Source organism: Streptomyces sp. NBC_00448 (assembly GCF_036014115.1).
Classification (GTDB): domain Bacteria; phylum Actinomycetota; class Actinomycetes; order Streptomycetales; family Streptomycetaceae; genus Actinacidiphila.
The window spans coordinates 8021629-8042971 of record NZ_CP107913.1 but is presented as its reverse complement, the minus strand read 5'-3'; the positions used below and the strand labels follow the sequence as shown (position 1 = coordinate 8042971).

Below are 21343 nucleotides of genomic sequence, written 5' to 3'. Positions count from 1 at the left end.
TCACCTCCAGGGGAGCGCGGTAGTGCGGTGCCAATCGAGAAAGGCGGGAACAAGATCTCTGAGCACTCGGAATGCGATGATCCCGGTGCGAAGCGTTCCGACACGGACGAGTTCGAACTCGGGCGTGTCGACGACGACGCGGGCCGCCGCGATGCGGTGCGCCCCCTCGGCGAGAGCGGCGCGGCGCATCGCGGCCGACTCCATGTCCACGGCGATGGCACCTGTCGCCGCGAGTGCGGCGCGCTCGGCGCCCCGCACGACATGATCGGATTCCGCCAGTGTGCCGGTGTGCACGGTGTGGCCCCGGTCCGCGAGAGCGGCCTTGAGCGCGGCGGCCAGCGTCGCGCTCTCGTGCCCGTCGTCGGAGACGACGACGTCGCCCGGCCGCATGCCGGGGGCGAGCCCCGCGCAGAAGCCGGTGGTCAGGACGGAACCTCCGTGTATCGCCGGGTCCTGCAGGGCCTGGGCGACGACCCGCTCCGCGTTCTTCGGACCCATGCCGGTGCGCAGCACGGTGACCGGGAACTCCGCGGTATTCCTGGCGGTGCCCCTGCGCAGCGCGAAGCGCTCGATCGGCAGGGCGCACACCACCGTCAGCGGGGGTCGGGGACGGCCCACGAACTAGGCCCCCTTTCCGGTGCTCGGGATAGTGGTGCTCGGGATGGTGGAACTGGGCATGCCGGTGCCGGCCGTGCCGCCGCCCGACGTGATCACGGCGGACGAGCCGGCCGAGGCCGCCGGGTGGCCGGCGCCGAAGGGCTCGGAGCGGGCGTAGCGGCCGAGCGCGGTCAGCGGGAAGACCATCCGGTACAGGTGGTAGTTGATCGAGAAGTCGCGCGGGAAGCCGGTGCCGGTGAAGTACGGCTCATCCCACGAGCCGTCCGCCAACTGGGTGTCGGCCAGCCAGCGCACCCCGCGCTCGACCGACTCGGTGTCCCGCTCGCCGGCCGACAGCAGCGCCATCAGCGCCCACGCGGTCTGCGAGGGAGTGGAGTGCCCGCGGCCGGCCCACTCCTGCTCGGAGTAGGACCGCAGGTCCTCGCCCCAGCCGCCGTCGGCGTTCTGCACCTCGTGCAGCCAGTCGACGGCCCGGCGGATCGCCGGGTGGTCCGGGGCGAGCCCGGCCGCGGCCAGCGCGGGGACGGCCGACCCGGTGCCGTAGATGTAGTTGACACCCCAGCGGCCGAACCAGGCGCCGCTGTCCTCCTGTTCCCCCAGCAGCCAGTCGATGCCGCGCCGGGTGTGCCCGTCGTGCTCCAGGCCGAGCGCGGCGAGCATCTCCACGACATGCGCGGTCACGTCGGCCGACGGCGGGTCGATCACCTCGCCGAAGTCGCAGAACGGCAGCCGGTTCGGGAAGGGGCTGGTGTTGTCGGCGTCGAAGGCGCCCCATGCGCCGTTCCTCGACTGCATGCCGACGTTCCAGCGCACCGCCTTGTCGATCGCGGAGTCCACCCGGGCCTGGTCGGGGTGGGCGATCCGGCGCAGCGCGAGCACCACCTCGGCGGTGTCGTCGATGTCCGGGTAGTTGTCGTTGTGGAACTCGAACGCCCAGCCGCCCGGCGCCAGTTGCGGGCGCTGCACGGACCAGTCGCCGGGGCGGGTGATCTGCTCGCCGAGCATCCAGTCGGCGGCCTTGACCAGCGCGGGGTGGTCGGCGGGGACGCCGGCGTCGGCGAGCGCGATGGTCGCCAGGCAGGTGTCCCAGACCGGGGACTGGCACGCCTCGATCATCCGCACGCCCTCCTCGGGCCATACGGCGAAACGATCCAGCGAGTCGAGCCCGGCCTTGACCACCGGGTGGTCCAGGTCGTACCCGAGCAGGTGGAGGGCCATCACCGAGTAGACGGCGGGCGGCTGAATGCCGCCCCAGCAGCCGTCGGCCTCCTGGCGCTCGATGATCCAGCGGGCACACGCGTTCATCGCGCTGCGGCGCAGCACCCGGGGGCTGAACCGGCGGTAGACGTGCAGCACCTGGTCGAGGCGCTGGAAGACGCCGTCCCAGCTGGTGATCGACTTCCGGCGCTTCTTGGGGTAGGGCCGGGCCGGATCGACATGCAGCTCGTCGATGCCGAACGGCGCCGGGCGCACCGGCCGGTGGGCGCCGACCACGGTGAGCGGCACGATGGTCTGCCGGGCCCAGCAGCCGAACGAGTAGATGTTCAGCGGCATCCACTTGGGCAGGAAGATGACCTCGGGCGGCATCTCCGGCAGGTCGTCCCAGCTCCACCAGCCGAACAGGGCGAGCCAGATCCGGGTGAAGACCCGGCTGGCGGCCACCCCTCCCTCGCCGCGCGACCACTTGGCGGCCAGCGCCATGTGCGCCTCGGCCGGGTCGTCCCCGGCCAGCCGCAGCGCGACGTACGCCTCGATGGTGGCCGAGACGTCGCCCGGACCACCGTGGAAGGTGGCCCAGGCGCCGTCCTCGCGCTGCTGGGAGCGAATCCAGCGGGCCGAGGCCGCGGTGACGCTGTCGTCGCGGATGCCGAGGAACTCCCGCAGCAGCAGGTCCTCGGCATCCATCGTCACGTTTGTTTCGAGGTCGCCTTTCCACCATCCGTCAGGGTGCTGCCGTGCCAGGAGATGGTCTGCGGCGCGCTGCACGGCACGCTGCGCCGCCGCCTCTGTGTCGCCGGCTGGAACAGGCTCCGGCTCCGAGGCGCTACTGGCCGAAGGTGTCCGGTGGGTTGGCGTCCCTGGACTGCCATCGGTCGTCGCTGTCATGGCTTCCCCTTTGCAGTTGAGACTTCTGCGGTGTCGGGGGCGGCCGTCCGCCGTCACAAAAGTGAGACCGGCGACGTCATACGCTCCACGTCTGTCTGTTTACTTTTCGCGGACCACCACAAAATCCGCCAGGCCCACGAGCTTACGTTGGATTTCTTCAGGCATGTCCATTTTGTCCAGTGCGGCGATGGCGGTCGTGTACTGCCTCCGGGCCTCCTGAGACGTCCATTCCCGACCACCCGCCTCCTCGATCAACGCCGCGCGCAGGGCGAACTCTTCCTCACTGAAGGCATCAGTTTCGATCAATCCGGAGTTTTTCGCGTCCGCGGCCAGGAGTTCACCCAGCCGCTCCGACGCGGGACCGTCCGCGGCGAGCGCGGCGACCACCGGCAGCGACTTCTTACGCTGCCTCAGATCGCTCCAGGTCTGCTTGCCGGTGGTGGCCGGATCGCCCCAGATGCCCAGCAGGTCGTCGATCGCCTGGAAGGCCAGCCCCAGGTGGTAGCCGTACTCCTCCAGCGCGTCCGCGTCGGACTCCGACGCGCCGCCGAGCACCGCTCCGATGGAGGAGGCGCAGGCCAGCAGGGCACCGGTCTTGTTGCCCTCCATCTCCAGGCACTCCGCCACGGTGACCCGCTCGCGGTGCTCGAAGGAGATGTCCTGCGCCTGACCGTCGATCAGTTTGCGGGTCGCGGTGGTCAGCCGGCGGGTGGCCCGGCCGGCGTCGGCGGTGCCCTGCTCCAGCAGGATCTCGTTGGCCAGCGCGAAGAGCGCGTCGCCGACCAGGATCGCCTGGGCCGGGCCGTGCACCTTCCACACCGTGTCGCGGTGCCGGCGCTGCTCGTCGCCGTCCATCAGGTCGTCGTGCAGCAGCGAGAAGTTGTGCACCAGCTCCACCGCGACCGCACCGGGCACGCCGGTCTCCGCGGGCGCCCCCGCGGCCTGCGCGGACAGCAGGGCCAGCGCGGGACGCACCGCCTTGCCGCCGTCGCCGTCCGCGGGCCGGCCGGCCTGGTCGATCCACCCGAAGTGGTACGAGGCGACGGTGTCCATCGGCGGGGCGAGCCGTGCCACCGCCGCGCGCAGCACGGGGGTGGTCAGGATGCGGCCGTTCTCCAGCAGCGCGATCACGCTGTCAGCGGTCACGTTCTCTCCTCTTGTCGCACCAATTGCACTCATGCCGCCTCCAGTACGCCGTATTCGCAGGGCAGTCCAAGGGCGGACAAAGCTTGTCGGGAGGCGTACAGGCCGCTGCGCACCGCACCCTCCATGGTCGCGGGCCAGCCGGTGGCGGTCCACGCGCCGGCCAGGTACAGGCCGGGGGCGCGCGTGGCGGGCCCGGGCCGCAGGGCGGCCACACCCGGGGTGGGCGCGAAGGTCGCGGTGCGTTCGCGGGTGACGAAGAAGTCACGGACGGCGGCGCCGCGGGACGCGGGCAGCACGCGCTCCAGTTCGGGCAGGTAGCGGCGGCGCAGCTCGGCCACCGGCAGGTCGATCTCGTCCTGCACGGCCGACTGGGAGAGCGCGACGTACTGGCCGCCGCCGGTGTGCCCGGAGCTCTTCGTGCGGTCGAAGACCCACTGGACCGGGCTGCCGAGCGCCGCCAGGAACGGCTGCTGGAGCACCTGCCGGTCGTAGATCACATGGACATTGAGGATCGGCGCGGTGCCGATGCGCAAGAGCTTTTCCGGCTCGTCCAGCGCGCCGGCCGGCAGCAGTTCGTGGGTCTCCTGCTGCGGCACGGCCAACACCACGGTGCCGGCGGTCAGTTGCTCGCCGCGGCCGGGGCCGGTCTCGACGTCCACGCGCCACCCGGCGTGTGCGACGTCACGTCCCGCGGCCCCGTCGGCGGCCGCGTCCGGGCCTTCCGGACGGGGCGTCAGACCGACCGCGCGGGTCCGCAGCAGCACCCGCACCCCCGCCGCGTCCAGCGCCGCGCGGGCCCGGCCGTCGTGCAGGTCGCCCAGGGGTGCCGCGGCCCAGCCGATGTCGGCGGCGCCCGGCTCGGACAGCAGGCCGGTCTTGAACACCATCGCGGCCAGGGCCAGCGAGGACTGCCCCGACGTGGCGTTGAGAGTGGCCACCGCGACCAGGTCCCACAGCGCCTCGATGGTGCGGGCGGACTGCCCGCGCCCGGCGAGCCAGCTGCCGAAGTCGACCCGGTCCAGCGCCGGATCGTCGAGGTCCAGGCCGCGCAGCGCGAGCGCCGCCCGCCCGACCGACGCCCGCTCGGCCACCGACAGGTGCGGGTAGCGCACCAGGCTCGGCGCGAGGTGCAGCGGAACCGGCAGCGCCACCCGGCCGATCCGGCCGAGCTTGCCGGTGTCGGCGTCGAAGACCGGGACGTCCAGCCGGTCCTGAAGCGTCACCAGGTCGCGGGCCGCGATCCGGTCCAGGAACCACTGGTAGGCGGTGCAGCAGCGCAGGAAGACGTGCTGGCCGTTGTCGACGGTCAACTCGCCGCGCTTGAAGGAGAAGGCGAGACCGCCCAGCCGGGGCCGGGCCTCGGTCAAGGTCACCTCGACCCCGGCGTCGGCCAGCGCGAGCGCGGCGGTCACCCCGGCCAGGCCGCCGCCGACCACGACGGCGGTGCGCCGCCCGCGGGCGCGCTCGGGGCGGCCGGCCTCGGTGCCGGCTGGACCGGCCTCCGGGCCGGATCGGGTGGTCGTCATGCGCGCTCTCCTCGGGCCGCACCATGCGGGGTGCGGCGGGCCGTCGCGGAAGGTGACGCAGTGCGCGTCAACGAGGTTGCTCGGTCGGACGGCGGGTGCGGGACGAACCGCGGGAACCGCACCTGCCGCGGGGACGGGGCGGGTGCGACGGGCTGAGCGGACGACGTGGCGAACGTCGTGGACGGAGCGTACTGCGCGGTGGGACCCGCTGGGTGCACGCGGGTCGGTCTCACGCGTCCCTCCGCGGGGCGGCGACGGGGGCGGGAGTACGCGCGGTACGGCGGGCGTCGAGTCCGGCCAGGCCGCGGACCGCGACATACGCCTTCTCCCGGCCGGGCAGCGAGACCCGGCCGCGCAACACCGCCTCGGGGTCGGCGGCGAACCGCTCCAGCAGCCGCCGGTAGATGCCGGCCATCGCGGCGACGCAGGCGCCGCTCCTGCGGTCGAGCATCGGCAGCAGCCGGTAGCCGGTGGCGAACAGCGCGCGGGCCCGGCGTACTTCGAACTCGACCAGCCCGGCGAAGTCGGAGCCGGCCGGCGGGGTGTCACCGTGGAATCCCTCGGCGCAGCCGAACTTCGCGAGGTCCTGCGCGGGCAGGTACGTGCGTCCGTTCCCGGCATCCTCGCGGACGTCGCGCAGGATGTTGGTGAGTTGCAGAGCGAGGCCGAGTGTGTCGGCGTATTCGGCGGCACGTGCATGATCGTGCCCATTCACGGTGCCGAAAACGCCCAATGAGACCCTACCGATAGCTCCCGCCACACAGCGGCAGTAAACGGCCAGGTCGTCCCACGTCTCGTAACTCTCGCCCCGAACGTCCATCTGGACGCCGTCGATGAGTTCGCCCAGGCCCCCCATCGGGATGGGGAAGAGCGCGGCGGCGTCGGCGAGGGCGACGGCGACCGGGTCGGTGTCGTCCTCCTCCACCTCGTGGGCCTCGACCCGGTGCAGCAGGGTGCGGGCGTCCTCCAGACGGCGCAGTTTCTCGTCGGGCGGCAGCTCGCCGTCCCCGATGTCGTCGACCCGCCGGGAGAAGGCGTAGACCGCCGACATCGCCTGCCGCTTCGCCATGGGCAGCAGGCGGATTCCGTAGGCGAAGTTGCGGGCCTCGTGGCCGGTCACGGTCTCACAGTACTTGTATGCAGCAAGCACCTGTCCGGACGTGTGCGCGGAACCGTTCACGGTCCGGGTCACCCCTCTCTTCGCAATGTCGACCCCACCTCACGCAGCAGGACGGGTTTGGTGGCCTTGGGGGAACCCGCCAACACGTCGTACCCCGCGTCCTCCACCGCCCGCAATGCCGCGCGGCCGCCGCCGACGAATCCGGCGAGCAGCAGTCTGAGCCGGCCACGGACGCTACGGACCAGGGCACCGCCCTCGCCCAGCAGGTCACGGGCCCGCCCGGCTTCGAACGCGACCAGTTCGCGCACCTTCTCCCCCGCGCTCGGTGCGGCGAGATCGGCCTCGTCCACCGAGAAGCGTTTCATGTCCTCCGCCGGGAGGTACACCCGGTCCCTGCCGAGGTCCTCCACGACGTCCTGGAGGTGCTCCACGATCTGGAGCGCGGTGCACACCGCGTCCGAGCGCCGGACCCGTTCCGGGGTGGAGGTTCCGGTGATGGAGAGCACCAGCCGGCCCACCGGATTGGCGGACAACTCGCAGTAGGCGAGCAGGTCGTCGTAGGTGGCGTACCGGCTGACCTGCTGGTCCTGCCGGTTGGCGGCGATCAGGCCGAGGAAGGGCTCGGGGGTCAGCCGGTGCCGCTGGACGGTGGGGCGCAGGGCGGTCAGCAGCGGGTGGACGGGGGTGCCGTCGAACACCCGGCGCAGATCGGCCTCGAAGGCGTCGAGCATCGCCAGCCGGTCACCGGCCGCCTCGGGGGGCAGGCCGAGCCGGACCGCGTCGGGCCGGCCGCCGTCGGCCAGGTCGCCGTCGCCGATGTCGTCCACCAGACGGGCGAACCCGTAAACGGCCATCAGATCCTGTCGCCAGGCACGCGGAAGGAACACCGGTGCCACCGGGAAGTTCTCGCGCGCGGCCTTGTCCAGGACGGCCCGGGAGGTGACGTCCCCGGTCACCGCGGGCTTCCCGGTGCACAGGCGGCGAACGTGCCCCGGAACAGGATGGTCCCGATCTTCATGGCCGCCACATCCCCCGTTCTACACTGCCCCGTCGAAACTTCCCATTTCGGACACGCCGCACTCTCGCTTGCGGACACCCGGACCCGGGTATCGATCATCGGCAGGCTCCCAGCACCGGTACAGCTTACGTCGGGGCCCTACCCGGCGTACGCCGGGGGCGCGCCCCGATCCGCGAGCGACAACACCCCACCACAACAACCGATCCCCGCCGGATCATCCGGCGGGGATCGGGATTTCCGAAAAACTTCCCGCGAAACCTCCCGCGTCCGGCCCCGACAACGCACCGAGTCGGGCAGAGCGGGACAAGGTGCGGCGGGTCAGGACGGGGCGGAGTGGGGCGGGACGGGGCAGGTCAGGGCGGACGTCAGGAGACCGGCCGGCGCGCGGCGCGGTTTCCGACGCCACGTCACTTGCCGGTCTTGGCCTCGTAGGCGGTCAGCACGTCCTCGGTCGGACCGTCCATCAGCATCACCCCGTGCTCCAACCAGATCACCCGCTCACAGGTGTCCCGGATCGACGCGTTGCTGTGACTGACCAGGAAGACCGTGCCCGCCTCCTTCCGCAACTCCCGAATACGCGACTCCGACCGCTTCTGGAACGCCCGGTCACCCGTCGCCAGCGCCTCGTCGATCATCAACACGTCGTGATCCTTCGCCGCCGCGATCGAGAACCGCAACCGCGCCGCCATACCCGACGAATACGTCCGCATCGGCAACGAGATGAAATCACCCTTCTCGTTGATCCCCGAGAAGTCCACGATCCCCTTGTACCGCGACCGCACCTCATCCCGCGACATCCCCATCGCCAACCCACCCAGGATCACATTCGTCCCCCCGGTCAGATCGTTCATCAACGCCGCGTTCACCCCCAGCAACGACGGCTGCCCATCCGTGTAGATCCGCCCCGACTCCGGCGGCAACAACCCCGCGATCGCCCGCAACAACGTCGACTTGCCCGAACCGTTCGACCCGATGATCCCGATCGCCTCACCGCGATACGCCGTGAAACTCACGTTCTTCACCGCATGCACCCGCCGCACATTCGACGACCGCCGCTTCTTCGACAGCATCCGCCCCAACGCCGCCGAAGCACTCCCCTTACCCGTCCCCGCCCCGTACACCGTGTAGACGATGTTCACGTCCTCCACGATCACCGTCGGCACCATCGGACGACTCACCTGCACCGGCGGCAGCGCCGGCTGCTCAGCCACGGCCATAGGACTCTTCCGCCTTCCAGAAGTAGATGTACCCGCCCACCCCGACGACCAGCGACCACACCACCGCCATCGCCCACACATGCCGCGGCATCTGCGCCGCCGTCACACTGTCGATCAACGCGAACCGCATCAGATCGATATAGATCGCCGCCGGATTCACATCCAGCAGAATCCGCAGAATATGCGGCGCCGTCGTCGTCAGCTTCGTGATGGAGTACATCACCCCCGACATGTACATCCACGTCCGCAACATGAACGGCATCAACTGCGACAAGTCCGTCATCTTGCTGCCCAACCGCGCCACGATCAACGCCAACCCGGTATTGAACACCCACTGGCACAACAACGCCGGGAACATCAGCAACCATGACATGTCCGGCACCTCGCCGGTCATCAACACGATCGCCAGCAACACGAACATCGACATCATCAACTGCTGCAACTGCATCAACGTGAACGCGATCGGCATCGACGCCCGCGGAAAATGCAACGCCCGGATCAGCCCCAGATTCCCCGAGATCGACTTCACCCCGCTCAGCACCGACGACTGCGTGAACGTGAAGATGAAGACACCCGTCACCAGGAACGCGATGAAGTTGTCGATACCCCGATGCGTACCGATCAGGATGCCGAAGATCAGGTAGTACACCGCCGCATTCAGCAACGGCGTCATCACCTGCCACAGCTGACCCAACCGCGCCTGCGTGTACTGCGCCGCCGTCCGCGCCTTCGCGAACTCGTTGATGAAATGTCGACGACCCCACAACTGACGGGTGTAAGCCACCAGACCGGGCCGAGCACCACTGACCGACAAGCCGTACTTGGCCGCGAGCTCCGCCGGACTGAGGCCGTCGTCAAAGGCCGAGGGCACCGGCGGGGCACCGACGGCGACCGCACCATTGTGCGTGGTATCGCTCACAGTTGACACTTTCGTCCTCAAGGTGCGCGCCGGGTGCAGGGGGTCTCCCGGACTGCGCCTGATGCTCTCAGATCCGAGCTTGTCAGATGATCGGGGGTCGACCCAGCCGGGTCAACCGCCATACCGTACGCCAGCGCATGGCCCGCCGCGGACCGCACGGTGTGGCCCAGCCCTCCCGGAAGCCGCCGAACCACGCGCGCAGCGCGGTGCCCGACGGCCTGCGCACCAAGGTGAGCGCCAGCCATACGCCGAGATACACCGGCACCAGGGGCCAGGGCAAGTTGCGCCGGGCCAGCCACACACGGTTTCTGGCCACCAGCCGGTGGTAGACCGCGTGCCGGGCGGGCGAGGTGGCCGGGTGGAGGAGCACCAGGTCGGAGCGGTAGTCGATCATCCAGCCGGCGTCAAGGGCACGCCAGGCCAGATCCGTCTCCTCGTGCGCGTAGAAGAACTGCTCGGGCAGCGCGCCGACCTGCCGGATGACCTCGGTGCGCACCGCGCAGGCGCCGCCGAGGAAGGTGGTCACCCGGGAGTTGCGCATCGGGTCGGACGCGCGCAGCCGGGGCACGTGCCGGCGCTGGGTCTCGCCGGTCTGCGGGTCGGCGATCCGGAAGCTGATGATGCCCAGTTCGGGGTCCTGCGCGAACGCCTGCCGGACCAGTTCACCGGTGTCGTCGCCGGGCAGCAGGCCGTCGTCGTCGAGGAAGAGCACGATGTCGACGTCGCGGCCGCCGGGGCCGAACAGCTCGACGCCGACGTTGCGGCCGCCGGGGATGCCCAGGTTCTCCGGCAGTTCGGCGGTGCGCACGTGCTCGCGCCGCATCACCGGCAGCGGGGAGCCGTTGCCGACCAGCGCCACCTCGATCGGCGCGCCCTGCTGCTTGGCGACGGAGTCCAGCAGGTCCTGCAACTCCGCGGGACGGGTGCCCATGGTGATGATGACGGCGCCGACCGTCAGCGGGGTGCTCACTTCAGCCTGCTCGACGCGAGGACGGAGACGAGGTGGAGCAGGGTCTGCAGCAGCGCGATGCCGGCCAGCACGGCCACGCCGAGCCGGGTGAAGAACAGGTCGCCGCGGATCTGGTCGACGATCGCCAGCAGCAGGATGAGCATCGACGCCTCGATGCCGAGCACCAGCCGGTGGAACTGCAGGGCGGCGGCGGCCCGGCGGGCCAGCGCCATCCCGGAGGAGCGCGGCTCGGACGCCGACTCCTTGACCGGGGGCAGCCCGCCCTGGTGGCGGGCCACGCCGACGAGGTCGGTCTCGGCCTTGATCAGGACCGCGCCGAGCGCGGCGAGCGTGCCCAGGAAGGCCCACAGCCAGTCGATCCGGCCGCCGCCCCAGATGTCGGCGGCGCGCATCCCGAAGCCGACCAGCACGGCGGCGTCGGTCAGGTAGGCGCCGACCCGGTCGAGGTAGACGCCGGAGAGGGAGTACTGCTTCTTCCACCGCGCGATCTCGCCGTCGACGCAGTCGAGCAGCAGGTAGAGCTGGACCGCGACCACGCCGAGCACGGCACCGGCTATGCCTGGCACCAGCAGCGCCGGGGCGGCGAGCACGCCGCAGACGGTCATCAGATAGGTCAGTTGGTTGGGCGTGACACGGGTGTTGACCAGGTGCCGGTCGATGCGCAGCGACACCTCGCGCATGTAGAGCCGACCGGCCCAGTGCTCGCCGCTGCGCCGGTCCTTGACGCCCGCCGGATGAACGACGGGGCGCAGCTCAGCTACTGATGGTTTTGGCATAGTCGGCGTATGCGTCCCTGATCTCGGTGGCGGACAGGTCGAGGTGTTCCAGAATCGTGTAACGCCCGGGGCGGGTCTGCGGCGCGTAGCGCACCACGTCGACGAACTCCTGGGCGGTGAAGCCGATCTGCTCGGGCAGCACCGGCAGTCCGTGCCGGCGCAGGGTGTCGGCGATCAGCGCGGACTGCTCGCGGGCACCGCGCAGGTGCATCGCGAAGGCGGCGCCGAGGCCGGCCCCCTCGCCGTGGGCGGGGGCCCGCTGCGGGAAGAGCAGGTCGAAGGCGTGCAGGATCTCGTGGCACGCGCCGGACGCCGGGCGGCTGTCGCCGCTGACCGACATGGCAAGGCCGGAGAGCACCAGGGCCTCGGCGAGGACGGTGAGGAACTCGTCGTCGCCGATGGTGCCGGGGTGGCGCAGCACCGCCTCGCCGGCGGTGCGGGCCATGGCCGCGGCCAGCCCGTCCACCCGCTCGCCGGTCTCGCGGTGCGACAGTTCCCAGTCGGCGAGCGCGGAGAGGTTGGAGATCGCGTCGCCGATGCCGGCCCGGACGAAGCGGGGCGGCGCCTCCCGGACCACGTCCAGGTCGATCACCAGCGCTATGGGCGTCGGAACGCCGTACGACCCGCTGCCGTTGTCGTTGTCGAGGGTGGAGACCGGCGAGCAGATGCCGTCGTGCGAGAGGTTGGTGGCGACCGACACCATCGGCAGCCCGACCCGCGCGGCGGCGTACTTCGTCGCGTCGATGATCTTGCCGCCGCCCAGGCCGACCACGGCGTCGTAGTGGCTGCCGCGCATCGCCTCGGCGAGCTTCACGGCCGCGTCGATGGTGCCGCCGGCCACCGGGAACCAGTCCGCGCCGGGCAGTTCGGGGGCCAGTCGCTCGCGCAGGCGGGCGCCCGAGCCGTCGCTGACCGCGATGGCGATCTTGCCGGCCGCGGAGATCCGCTGGTCGGCCAGGAGCCGGGAGAGGTCGGCGAGCGCGCCCCTGCGGATGTCGACGACGACCGGCGAGGGAACCAGCCGGGTCAGTACTGGCACGCGATCTCCCGTCCACGGGCGAGGTCGGCGTGGTTGTCGATCTCGACCCACGGGATGTCGCCGACCGGCGCCACGTCCAGGGTGTGGCCGCGGTCGACCAGTTCCTGGTAGCCGTCCTCGTAGTACAGGTCCGGGTCGCGCTCGTAGGTGACCTTCAGCGCGTCGGCGAGGTCGGCGGCCGCGTCGGCCTCGATCAGGGTGACGCCGATGTACTCGCCGGTGGCCGCGGCCGGGTCCATCAGCTTGGTGATCCGGCGCACCCCGCGGCCTGGCTCGGTGACGACCTTCATCTCCTCGTCGGCGAGCTTCTTGACGGTGTCCAGCGCGAGGATGATCCGGCGGCCCTCGCCGCGGGCGGCCAGCAGGGTCCGCTCGACGGAGACCGGGTGCACGGTGTCGCCGTTGGCCAGAATCACACCCTCCCGGAGCACGTCGCGCGCGCACCACAGGGAGTAGGCGTTGTTCCACTCCTCGGCCTTGTCGTTGTCGACAAGGGTCAACTCGACGCCGTAGCGGGCCTCCAGGGCCGCCTTGCGCTCGTACACCGCTTCCTTGCGGTAGCCGACCACGACGGCGGCCCGCTTGATGCCGACCGCGGCGAAGTTCCCCAGCGTGAGGTCGAGTACGGTCGGGCCGTCCGCGGCGCCGTCCGGTCCGACCGGCACCAGCGCCTTCGGCAGCGTGTCCGTGTACGGCCGCAGACGCCGTCCTGCGCCTGCCGCCAGCACCAGGCCGATCATGCGGGTTCTCCTGATTCGTCGTGTACGGCGGGCGCCCCGGAGGACACCCAGAAGCGGATGCTCTCGGTGACGACGAGCAGCGCGAGTACGGCGGCGAGCACCGTCAGCGCGACGGTGAAGCCGGTGCGGTGGGCTCCTGTGACCAGGGCCGCCGACAGGACGGCCACCAGCAGCGCCCGGCCCTCGTGTCCGCCCGCCGCCCGCACCAGCGCGCGGGGCGGCGCTCCGGTGCCGCCGCGGATGCGGTACACCGTGTCGTAGTGATGGTAGGCGACCGCGGCCACCAGCCCGAATGCGGCGGGCAACGCCCCGTTCACCTGGGAGACGGCCGCCAGTGCCAGCACCGCGCCGTACTCGCCGGCCCGGAAGAACGGCGGCACCAGCCAGTCCAGCGCGCCCTTCAGCGGCCGGGCGACGGCGATCCCGCTGGTCACGACGTAGAGCGCGGCGGCCGCGACCACCCACCAGGTGCCGCGGGCGGCCAGTGCGGCGGTCGCGGTGAGCGCGCCGGCGCCGATCGCGGCGAGCAGCGGCGGCGCGAAGGCGGGCAGCCGCCGGGCGAGCGGGGCGGTGACGCGTGCCACGGCCTCGGCCAGCGGTCCGCTGTCGGCGAGGTCGGCGAGCGCCTGGGCGGCCCGGTCGGTCCGCTTCGCCTTCCTGGTGAGCGAGCGCAGCACCCGGCCGGCGGTGGTGTAGCAGGCGGCGAGGCCGCAGCCGATCAGCAGGACCACGAAGGTGATCCGGGGCGTCGTGGCGGCGGTCAGCACCGCGATCAGGAACCAGCGCTCGCCGATCGGCAGCACGATCATCCGGCGCACCCACACGGTCCAGCCGACGCTGTCCAGCCGCCCGGACAGGGCGGCGGTGGGGCTGGTGTTGGCGGTGGCGTCGTGGTTGGCCTCGTTGAAGGAGAAGTCCACGACGTGCCGGCAGGTCTGGAGCACCATCGCGCCGAGCGCCAGCGCCCACACGTCGTCGTGGCCGCCGCGGGCCGCGCCCAGCGCCAGGCCCGCGTAGTAGGCGTACTCCTTGGCGCGGTCGAAGGTCGCGTCCAGCCAGGCGCCGAGCGTGGAGTACTGCAGGGAGTAGCGGGCGAGCTGGCCGTCGGTGCAGTCCAGGACGAACGAGGCGAGCAGCAGCACCCCGGCGGCGACGTAGCCGGCCCGGGTGCCGGTGGCCGCGCAGCCGGCGGCGATCAGCGCGACCAGCAGGGACGCGGTGGTGACCTGGTTGGGGGTCAGGCCGCGCCGGGCGCACCAGCGCGCGATGTAGCGGGAGTAGGGGCTGATGAAGTGCGTGGTGAAGAAGCCGTCGCGGGACTTCACCGCGCTGCGCAGCCGCACCGCCTCCTCGTCCACGTCGGCGATCGCGTCGGCGGCGGCGGCCTGCTCCTGCGGGCCGCGGGCCACCCGGGCCACCAGCACGCCCAGTTCCGGCCGGTACGGTTCGGCGCCCTGCCGGCCCAGTTCCCCGGCGAGCAGGTCGGCGAGCACGTCGCCGTCGGAGACGGTGGCGGTGGGCGCGCCGCCCTGCGCCGCGGCCGGGCCGGCCGCCACCGGGGCGGCGGCGCCGCCGTTCCCGGCCAGGTCGGCGAGCGCCCTGGCCAGGGCCGGGCGGGCGGCGGTCTGCACGGCCAGCGCGCCTGGCACGGCGCCGGCGTCGAAGCGGGGGTCGGTCAGCGCCAGCCGCAGGGCGTGGCGGTGGCCGCGGAAGCGGCGGTCGACGACCGCGACGCGCTCGGCGGGCGGCGCGTCGGCGACGCGCTCGGCCACCGCGCGCGGCCCGTCGGCCTCCACGACCTGGAATCCCAGGGCCCGCAGGTCGTCCGCGAGCGGCGACGGCGTCCCGGCGTCGGGCGGGCCGGTGAGAATTGCGGTCGACAGAGGAACCCACTCCCTGAATGCGTACGAAGGCGCACCGGCGAGGCCGCGGCAGGCGGCTCCGGGCCGGACACGACGGCGAGGTTATCGGATGCGGGTCGGCAGTCGTTCACTGCGTGTTCGCCTGAACTTGGCCCGTCCGGCGTGATCATCATCCTCGATTCCGGGCGCCCGTCACAACATTGGGGCATCCATGCCTCCCCACCGCCTCTCGGATCACTGTCGGCGACAACTGAGGGTCACCTCACCACTGCAGGTCACCGCACATGACAACGGTCTCCAGTATCGGCTTGCCCACGGTGGGTAACCGGTGTTGACTGGCCGCCGGGACCACGCGAGCAGACGTTCTGCGGGCGTCATCAGCATGCGGAAGGGGGCCTCGCCGATGGGCGCAGGGATCGGCCACAGCCATGGGAACGGCCATGGCCATCAGCACGGCCCGGTCGCCGCCACCGCCGGCGGCGCGCACCGCGGGCGGCTGCGGATCGCCCTGTCGATCACCCTGCTGGTGCTGGCCACCGAGGTGGCGGGCAGCCTGCTCACCGGTTCGCTCGCGCTGCTCGCCGACGCGGGCCACATGGCCACCGACGCGGCGGGCCTGGCGATGGCGCTGCTCGCGGTACACGTCGCCGCCCGGCCGCCGAGCGAGCGCCGCACCTTCGGCTTCGCCCGCGCCGAGATCCTGGCCGCGGGGCTCAACGCGCTGCTGCTGCTCGCCGTCGGCGTCTTCATCTTCTACGAGGGCGTGCGCCGCCTGATCACCCCGCACGGCATCGACGGCGGCGCCACGATCGTCTTCGGTGTGATCGGCCTGGTGGCGAACTCGGTGTCGCTGGTGGTGCTGATGGCCGGCCAGAAGGAGAGCCTGAACGTCAGGGCCGCCTTCCTGGAGGTGATGGCCGACGCGTTCGGCTCGCTCGCGGTGGTGGCGGCCGCGGTGACCTACCTCGCCAGCGGCTGGCGGCAGGCCGACGCGGTGGCCTCGCTGCTGATCGGCGTGCTGATCGTGCCGCGCATCTGGCAGCTGCTGCGCGAGGTGCTGGACGTCCTGCTGGAGGCGGCGCCCAAGGGCGTGGACATGCGGCAGGTGCGGCGGCACATCGAGACGCTGCCGGGCGTCGAGGGGCTGCACGACCTGCACGTGTGGACCATCACCTCGGGCCTGCCGGTGCTGTCCGCGCACGTGGTGGTGAGCCAGGACGTGCTCGACGCGGTGGGGTACGAAAAGATGCTGCACGACCTCCAGGGCTGCCTCGGCACGCACTTCGACGTCGAGCACTGCACGTTCCAGCTCGAACCGGCCGGGCACGCGGCCCACGAGCCCGGGCTGTGCCGCTGACGGCGCCCGGTGCCGCCGGGTGACCACCTGCGCGCCTCCTGGCGCCGGTGCGGCGAGGCGGTGCGGGCGCGGAGGAGACGCGGCGGTGAGGCAGACTAAGGGCCTGTCGTTTGGATCTCCGCGGGCGAAGGAGCGGTGCCCGGATTTCACCGCACAGATCCGAACGACGGGCCCTTAGGGCTTGTCGTCGAACGCGAAGGATGGAAATGCCAACCAGTCCTGCCACCGGCCGACCCGGCTCCCCCGCCACCGTGCCGTCCCCGAACGGGGTAGCAGAACCGATCATGCTCGAACTGGTCGACGAGAACGGCGTCACCATCGGCACGGCGGAGAAGCTGTCGGCGCATCTCGCGCCCGGCCGGCTGCACCGGGCGTTCTCGGTCTTCCTCTTCGACGACGAGGGCCGGCTGCTGCTCCAGCGCAGGGCGCTGAGCAAGTACCACTCCCCCGGCGTGTGGTCCAACACCTGCTGCGGCCACCCGTATCCCGGCGAGCAGCCGTTCGTGGCCGCGGCCCGGCGCACCGCCGAGGAGCTGGGGGTCGCGCCGGTGCTGATGCGCGAGGCGGGCACGGTCCGCTACAACCACCCGGACCCGGCCTCGGGCCTGGTCGAGCAGGAGTACAACCACCTCTACGTCGGCCTGGTCCGCGACCCGCTGCGGCCGGACCCGGAGGAGATCGGCGAGACGCTCTTCGCCACTCCCGACGAGCTGGCGAAGCTGCGCGAGGACGGCCCGTTCTCGGCGTGGTTCCAGACCGTGCTGGACGCGGCGCTGCCCGCGGTACGCGAGGTGACCGGCACCGCGGGTTGGTGACCGCAGGCTCGGGTCGGTGACCGGCCGTACGGGTCGGTGACCGGCCGTACGGGTCGGTGACCGGCCGTACGGGTCGGTGACCGGCCGCTCGGGCGGGTGTCGCGCCAGGTCGCGGCCCCGCCCGGTCAGGACGTGAGCGGGCGCAGCGGGAGCGCCGCCCAGATCACCTTGCCGCCGCCCGGGGTCTGCGCGATGTCGCAGGAGCCGCCCGCCTCGTCCGTGATCGTCTTGACCAGCACCAGGCCGCGCCCGCCGGTGCGCGCGTGGTCGGTCTCCAGCGCCTTCGGCCGGTACGGGTGGTTGTCCTCCACCGCGATCCTGATCCACTCGGGGCCCACCGCGAGCTCGACCGCGACCTCGGGCGAGAGCACCGCGGCGTGCTTCACCGCGTTGGTGACCAGCTCGGAGACGATCAGCAGCAGGCCGAAGAGCGTGTCGTCGTCGATGGGGACGCCCTGCTCGCGGACGAGCGCGCGCACGCCCTGCCGCACCTGCGGCACCGAGGCGTCGACCGTGGGAGCGGTGAACCGCCACACCCCTTCGTACGGTCGTGGAACCGGAACCGGTGTCGGGGCCTGACCGAGCGGGACACTCCCGCGGACCTCCATGACCGCACCCACCATCGCTTTCGCGTGACATCGTCCGACAGGGCCTGCCGAGGCGTCCGCCCGGGGAACCGTGGCGACCGGGAGGACCGGGAGAATCAGCCTCACCCGTCGAGTGTCCGCGTCTGCTGCACCTGCACGTGCAGGAGACCGCAACTCCACGACTTTGCGCATTTCGCGATCGGATCGGATCGGAGGCGATCGGCTACGCGTCGGATACCGACCGCCGGGTGTGTGGTCGGGGCGGTCGGGGCCGGGGCGGCACGCGTGGTTAGGATCGTCCGGCGGCACCTGGACGGTGCTCGTGCACGCACGAAGGAGCACCTGATGTCCCGGTTCGGCCCCGGTCTGCTGGTGAGCACCGAGGACGGTGCCGCGACCGTCACCCTCAGCAACTCGGCACGGCGCAACGCGATGACGCTCGGCATGTGGCGGGCGCTGCCCGGGGTGCTGGCCGGGCTGGCCGCCGATCCCGGAGTACGGCTGGTGGTGCTCACCGGCGAGGGCGAGGCGTTCAGCGCGGGTGCGGACATCGCGGAGCTGGCCGATCCCGAGGGGCGGCGGGCCGCGCAGGAGGCCGCGCTCGCGGCCGAGGAGGCGCTGGCGGCGTTCCCCAAGCCCACGGTGGCCGCGGTGCGCGGTTTCTGCGTCGGCGGCGGCTGCCAGCTCGCGGTCGCCTGCGATGTGCGGTTCGCCGCGCGGGGGGCGCGGTTCGGGGTGACCCCGGCCCGGCTCGGCATCGTCTACCCGGCTGCCTCCACCCGGCGCCTTGTCGCTCTCGCGGGGCCCGGCACCGCGAAGTACCTGCTGTTCTCCGCCGAGCTGATCGACGAGGAGCGGGCGCTGCGGACCGGTCTGATCGACGAGGTGCTCTCCGACGGGGACGAACTGGACGCGCGGGTGCGCCGGTTCGCGGAGGTCCTCACGAGTAGGTCGAGGCTCACGCAGGCCGCCGCGAAGGAGTTCGCGGCGGGGGAGCCGTCTGCTGAGCGTGTCGCCTACTGGGCCCGGCAGGCCGCGGAGAGTTCTGAGGCGACGGAAGGGGCGGAGGCGTTTCTCGCGGGGGGTTGGGCTTCGGTGACGCCCCGCCCTGCTCCGTAAGGCCGTCGCGCGACCTTCTCGCCGCTGTGGCTGGTCGCGCCGTTCCCCGCGCCCCTGAATATGCTCGGGCTCCCCCGGGGCAGGCCCCGCCCCACCCGGCCCCGTCAGGCCGTCACGCGACCTTCCCGCCCGCTGTAGCAGGCCGCGCAGTTCCCCGCGCCCCTGATATCCGCTCGGCTCCTCCGTGCCTTGGCCGTGCCCCTCCGGCCGCGGATTTCCCCGCGCCCCCGGGATTGCTCGGGCTCCCCCGGGCGGGCCCGCCCCACCCTGCCCCGTCAGCCCGTCACGCGACCTTCCCGCCCGCTGTGGCCGATCGCGCAGTTCCCCGCGCCCCTGGGATCGCTCGGCACTCCCCGGGCACAGCCGCGCCCCTCCGATCGCGCCGTTCCCCGCGCCCCTGGAATTGCTCGGGCTCCCCCGGGCGGGCCCGCCCCACCCTGCCCCGTCAGGCCATCGCGCGACCTACCGCCCGCTGTGGCTGGTCGCGGAGTTCCGCGCCGCCCTGGGATTGGTCGGCTTCGATTGTCAGGCCACGCGGGTGGCTCCGGGGCGTTCGCGTTTGGTGGGGCCCTGGGGCATCGCGGGGTGGCGGCCGAGGAGGAGGACGCCGGCGACGACGGCGGCGAGGCCGGCGGCTTGGAAGGCGAGGGCGAGGGGGGTGACGCGGATCTGGTCGCCGAGGAAGCCGATTCCGCAGGCGATGCCGGCGAGGGGCTGGGCGGCGGTGAGGGCGGGGAGGGACATGCGGAGGGGGGCGGCCTCGAAGGCGGACTGGACCAGGAGTATCCCGGTGATGCCGATGCCGAGGACCGCGTAGGGCTGCCAGCTCACGAGGAGCTGGTCGAGCCCGTCGTCCTCGACGATGGACCCGCAGATGCGGGTGAGGGCGTCCTGGAGGCCGTAGATCAGGCCGGCGGCGAGCGCGAGGAAGGTGGCCTCGGAGGACGGCTGGAGGCTCTTCGCGTAGAGGGTGACCAGGAGCGCGAGCCCGGCCACGATGCCGAACACCAGCCAGTGCCGCAGCGCGCTCGCGACGTGCCCGCCGCTGTGCGGCTGCCCGGCGACGATGAACGCGGTCACGCCGAGCGCGAGCAGCGCCACCCCACCCCAGCCGCTCCAGCCCAGCGGTTGGCGGGTGAGCCAGCGCGACAGCGCCATCGCGAACAGCAGGTTCGTGGCGGTGAGCGGCTCGACCAGGGACACCTCGCCGTGGGTGAGCGCGATCGCGCTGAGCACCTGGCCGGCGACCATGAACCCGACGCCCAGCAGCCAGTCCGGCATCCGGATGAGGTCCAGCAGCAGCCGGAACGACAGGATGTCCGCCCGCGGCGCACGGGCCGCCGCGCGCTGCTGCAGCACGAACCCCAGGCCCAGACAGCAGGCGGCACCTACGCCGAGCAGGAACACGGCCACGCCGTCACTGTAGCTCCCGGACCTGGGCACGTCCGGCGTTGGCGACCTCCGGCCCGGCGCGTGGCGCCGGTCAGGGCAGCGCGCTCGGCACGGTCTGCGCGCCCTCCCACACCGTGAGGAAGGCCAGCCGCAGGCACGCGGCGAGCGCCGGGTGCTCGATGTAGAGCGCGGTGGTCGCGTCGGTGCCGGCCACCGGGTCGGGCATGTCGCACAGGACGAGCGACGCGTCGGCCACCACCAGCTTCAGCGGCAGCTCCGCGGCGAACCGGCTCTCCTCCCCCGCCGCGCCGAACCTCCGCACGTTCTCCAGCACTTCGCCGTCGGCCAGCGCCTCGTTGGTGTAGATCGCGCGGACCGAGCCGCCGGAGCGGCGCAGCCGCCGTACGACCTTGATGCCGGTGGCGTTCAGCGGGGAGGCGACGAAGGGCGGCTTGCAGAAGCTCAGCAACTCCTGCCGGGCCTGCGCCTGGATGTCGGCGAACGCCTCGGCGATCGACTTCGGGTCGCGCAGGATCTCCACGTAGTCCATCGGCACGGTCTGGGTGCGGCCCTCGGTCCAGACCGGCAGCAGCGCGGCGGTGAGCGCGGAGGACATCCGGTCCAGCCGCTCCAGGGTCTCGCGCTGGTGCGCCATCAGCCGGGCGACGGCGAGTTCGGGCGCGACCGCGGAGAAGGTGGCCACCCGGCCCGGCCGGGTGGTGGCCAACCGCCGCCTGACCAGCGCGTCGAGCACGTCGTAGACCCGCTGCCGCGGCACGTCCGCCTCGCGGGCGACCTCGGCCGCGGTGTAGGACTCGCGGCGGACCAGAGCGAGGTAGACCCGGGCCTCGTAGCGCGCCAGACCCAGTGCGACCAGGTCGCCGACCGGCTCTTCCTCCGTCTCCATGAACGACGACCGTATACGGCGGAGATCGTCCGGCGGAAGCGACCGGGGGGACACTCGGGCACAAGTCGAGGGCAATCCTTTACCAACACCCGGTAGTTCCTTGACGATA

At 72.1% G+C, this 21343-nt stretch carries 19 protein-coding genes; 3 read left to right on the top strand and 16 right to left on the bottom strand.

Features of this window, described 5'->3' with window-relative positions:
• The 13 genes from OG370_RS34730 to OG370_RS34670 all read right to left on the bottom strand — a co-directional run bounded on the left by OG370_RS34730 (window position 1) and on the right by OG370_RS34670 (window position 15078).
• Window positions 1–618: a phosphorylase family protein gene (locus OG370_RS34730; RefSeq protein ID WP_328471326.1), complete on the bottom strand. Its 618-nt coding sequence runs from the start codon at window positions 616–618 to the stop codon at window positions 1–3.
• Between the two features lie 3 nt (window positions 619–621).
• Window positions 622–2724, bottom strand: a complete 2103-nt coding sequence (gene shc / locus OG370_RS34725; RefSeq protein WP_328471324.1) for a squalene--hopene cyclase — start codon at window positions 2722–2724, stop codon at window positions 622–624.
• 99 nt (window positions 2725–2823) lie between these two features.
• Entirely contained in the window at window positions 2824–3903 is a 1080-nt protein-coding gene (locus OG370_RS34720) for a polyprenyl synthetase family protein (RefSeq protein WP_328471322.1), read from the bottom strand.
• The gene (hpnE, locus tag OG370_RS34715) at window positions 3900–5396 is read right to left on the bottom strand and encodes a hydroxysqualene dehydroxylase HpnE (protein ID WP_328471320.1); all 1497 of its coding nucleotides are present in this window, start codon (window positions 5394–5396) and stop codon (window positions 3900–3902) included. Before hpnE ends, OG370_RS34720 begins: the two co-directional genes overlap by 4 nt.
• Before the next feature lie 229 nt (window positions 5397–5625).
• Window positions 5626–6588, bottom strand: a complete 963-nt coding sequence (gene hpnD / locus OG370_RS34710) for a presqualene diphosphate synthase HpnD (RefSeq protein WP_328471318.1) — start codon at window positions 6586–6588, stop codon at window positions 5626–5628.
• Window positions 6585–7472, bottom strand: coding sequence for a squalene synthase HpnC (hpnC, locus tag OG370_RS34705; RefSeq protein WP_328471316.1), 888 nt, complete (start codon window positions 7470–7472; stop codon window positions 6585–6587). The genes hpnD and hpnC overlap by 4 nt, the downstream gene beginning before the upstream one ends.
• A gap of 469 nt (window positions 7473–7941) precedes the next feature.
• On the bottom strand, window positions 7942–8751 hold the full coding sequence (locus OG370_RS34700) for an ABC transporter ATP-binding protein (protein WP_328463468.1): 810 nt from the start codon (window positions 8749–8751) through the stop codon (window positions 7942–7944).
• Window positions 8738–9670: an ABC transporter permease gene (locus OG370_RS34695; protein ID WP_328471314.1), complete on the bottom strand. Its 933-nt coding sequence runs from the start codon at window positions 9668–9670 to the stop codon at window positions 8738–8740. The genes OG370_RS34700 and OG370_RS34695 overlap by 14 nt, the downstream gene beginning before the upstream one ends.
• 82 nt (window positions 9671–9752) lie before the next feature.
• The gene (locus tag OG370_RS34690; RefSeq protein WP_328474711.1) at window positions 9753–10628 is read right to left on the bottom strand and encodes a glycosyltransferase family 2 protein; all 876 of its coding nucleotides are present in this window, start codon (window positions 10626–10628) and stop codon (window positions 9753–9755) included.
• A gap of 8 nt (window positions 10629–10636) precedes the next feature.
• Window positions 10637–11416 (bottom strand): CDP-alcohol phosphatidyltransferase family protein, encoded by a 780-nt coding sequence (locus OG370_RS34685; protein ID WP_328471312.1) that lies wholly within the window; start codon window positions 11414–11416, stop codon window positions 10637–10639.
• On the bottom strand, window positions 11394–12455 hold the full coding sequence (locus tag OG370_RS34680; protein ID WP_328471310.1) for an iron-containing alcohol dehydrogenase family protein: 1062 nt from the start codon (window positions 12453–12455) through the stop codon (window positions 11394–11396). The genes OG370_RS34685 and OG370_RS34680 overlap by 23 nt, the downstream gene beginning before the upstream one ends.
• Entirely contained in the window at window positions 12443–13195 is a 753-nt protein-coding gene (locus OG370_RS34675; RefSeq protein WP_328471308.1) for a phosphocholine cytidylyltransferase family protein, read from the bottom strand. Before OG370_RS34675 ends, OG370_RS34680 begins: the two co-directional genes overlap by 13 nt.
• Complete coding sequence (locus OG370_RS34670) at window positions 13192–15078, bottom strand: DUF5941 domain-containing protein (RefSeq protein WP_328474709.1); 1887 nt, start codon at window positions 15076–15078, stop codon at window positions 13192–13194. The genes OG370_RS34675 and OG370_RS34670 overlap by 4 nt, the downstream gene beginning before the upstream one ends.
• A 382-nt stretch (window positions 15079–15460) precedes the next feature.
• Here OG370_RS34670 and OG370_RS34665 point away from each other — a divergent pair, with 382 nt between their 5' ends.
• Both OG370_RS34665 and idi read left to right on the top strand, forming a co-directional pair.
• Window positions 15461–16414: a cation diffusion facilitator family transporter gene (locus OG370_RS34665; RefSeq protein WP_328471306.1), complete on the top strand. Its 954-nt coding sequence runs from the start codon at window positions 15461–15463 to the stop codon at window positions 16412–16414.
• Between the two features lie 206 nt (window positions 16415–16620).
• Window positions 16621–17229, top strand: a complete 609-nt coding sequence (gene idi, locus OG370_RS34660) for an isopentenyl-diphosphate Delta-isomerase (protein WP_328471304.1) — start codon at window positions 16621–16623, stop codon at window positions 17227–17229.
• A 125-nt stretch (window positions 17230–17354) separates the two neighbouring features.
• Here the strand turns inward: idi and OG370_RS34655 are convergent, their stop codons facing one another.
• Window positions 17355–17837 (bottom strand): ATP-binding protein, encoded by a 483-nt coding sequence (locus tag OG370_RS34655; protein ID WP_328471302.1) that lies wholly within the window; start codon window positions 17835–17837, stop codon window positions 17355–17357.
• A 324-nt stretch (window positions 17838–18161) separates the two neighbouring features.
• On the opposite strand from OG370_RS34655, the gene OG370_RS34650 reads away from it, so the two are divergent.
• On the top strand, window positions 18162–18935 hold the full coding sequence (locus OG370_RS34650; protein ID WP_328471300.1) for an enoyl-CoA hydratase/isomerase family protein: 774 nt from the start codon (window positions 18162–18164) through the stop codon (window positions 18933–18935).
• A gap of 525 nt (window positions 18936–19460) precedes the next feature.
• On the opposite strand, the gene OG370_RS34645 is transcribed toward OG370_RS34650, so the two are convergent.
• Window positions 19461–20348, bottom strand: coding sequence for a DMT family transporter (locus OG370_RS34645; protein WP_328471298.1), 888 nt, complete (start codon window positions 20346–20348; stop codon window positions 19461–19463).
• A 70-nt stretch (window positions 20349–20418) separates the two neighbouring features.
• A complete protein-coding gene (locus tag OG370_RS34640; RefSeq protein WP_328471296.1) occupies window positions 20419–21234 on the bottom strand; it encodes a TrmB family transcriptional regulator in 816 nt (271 codons plus the stop codon).
• Window positions 21235–21343: the final 109 nt, after the last annotated feature.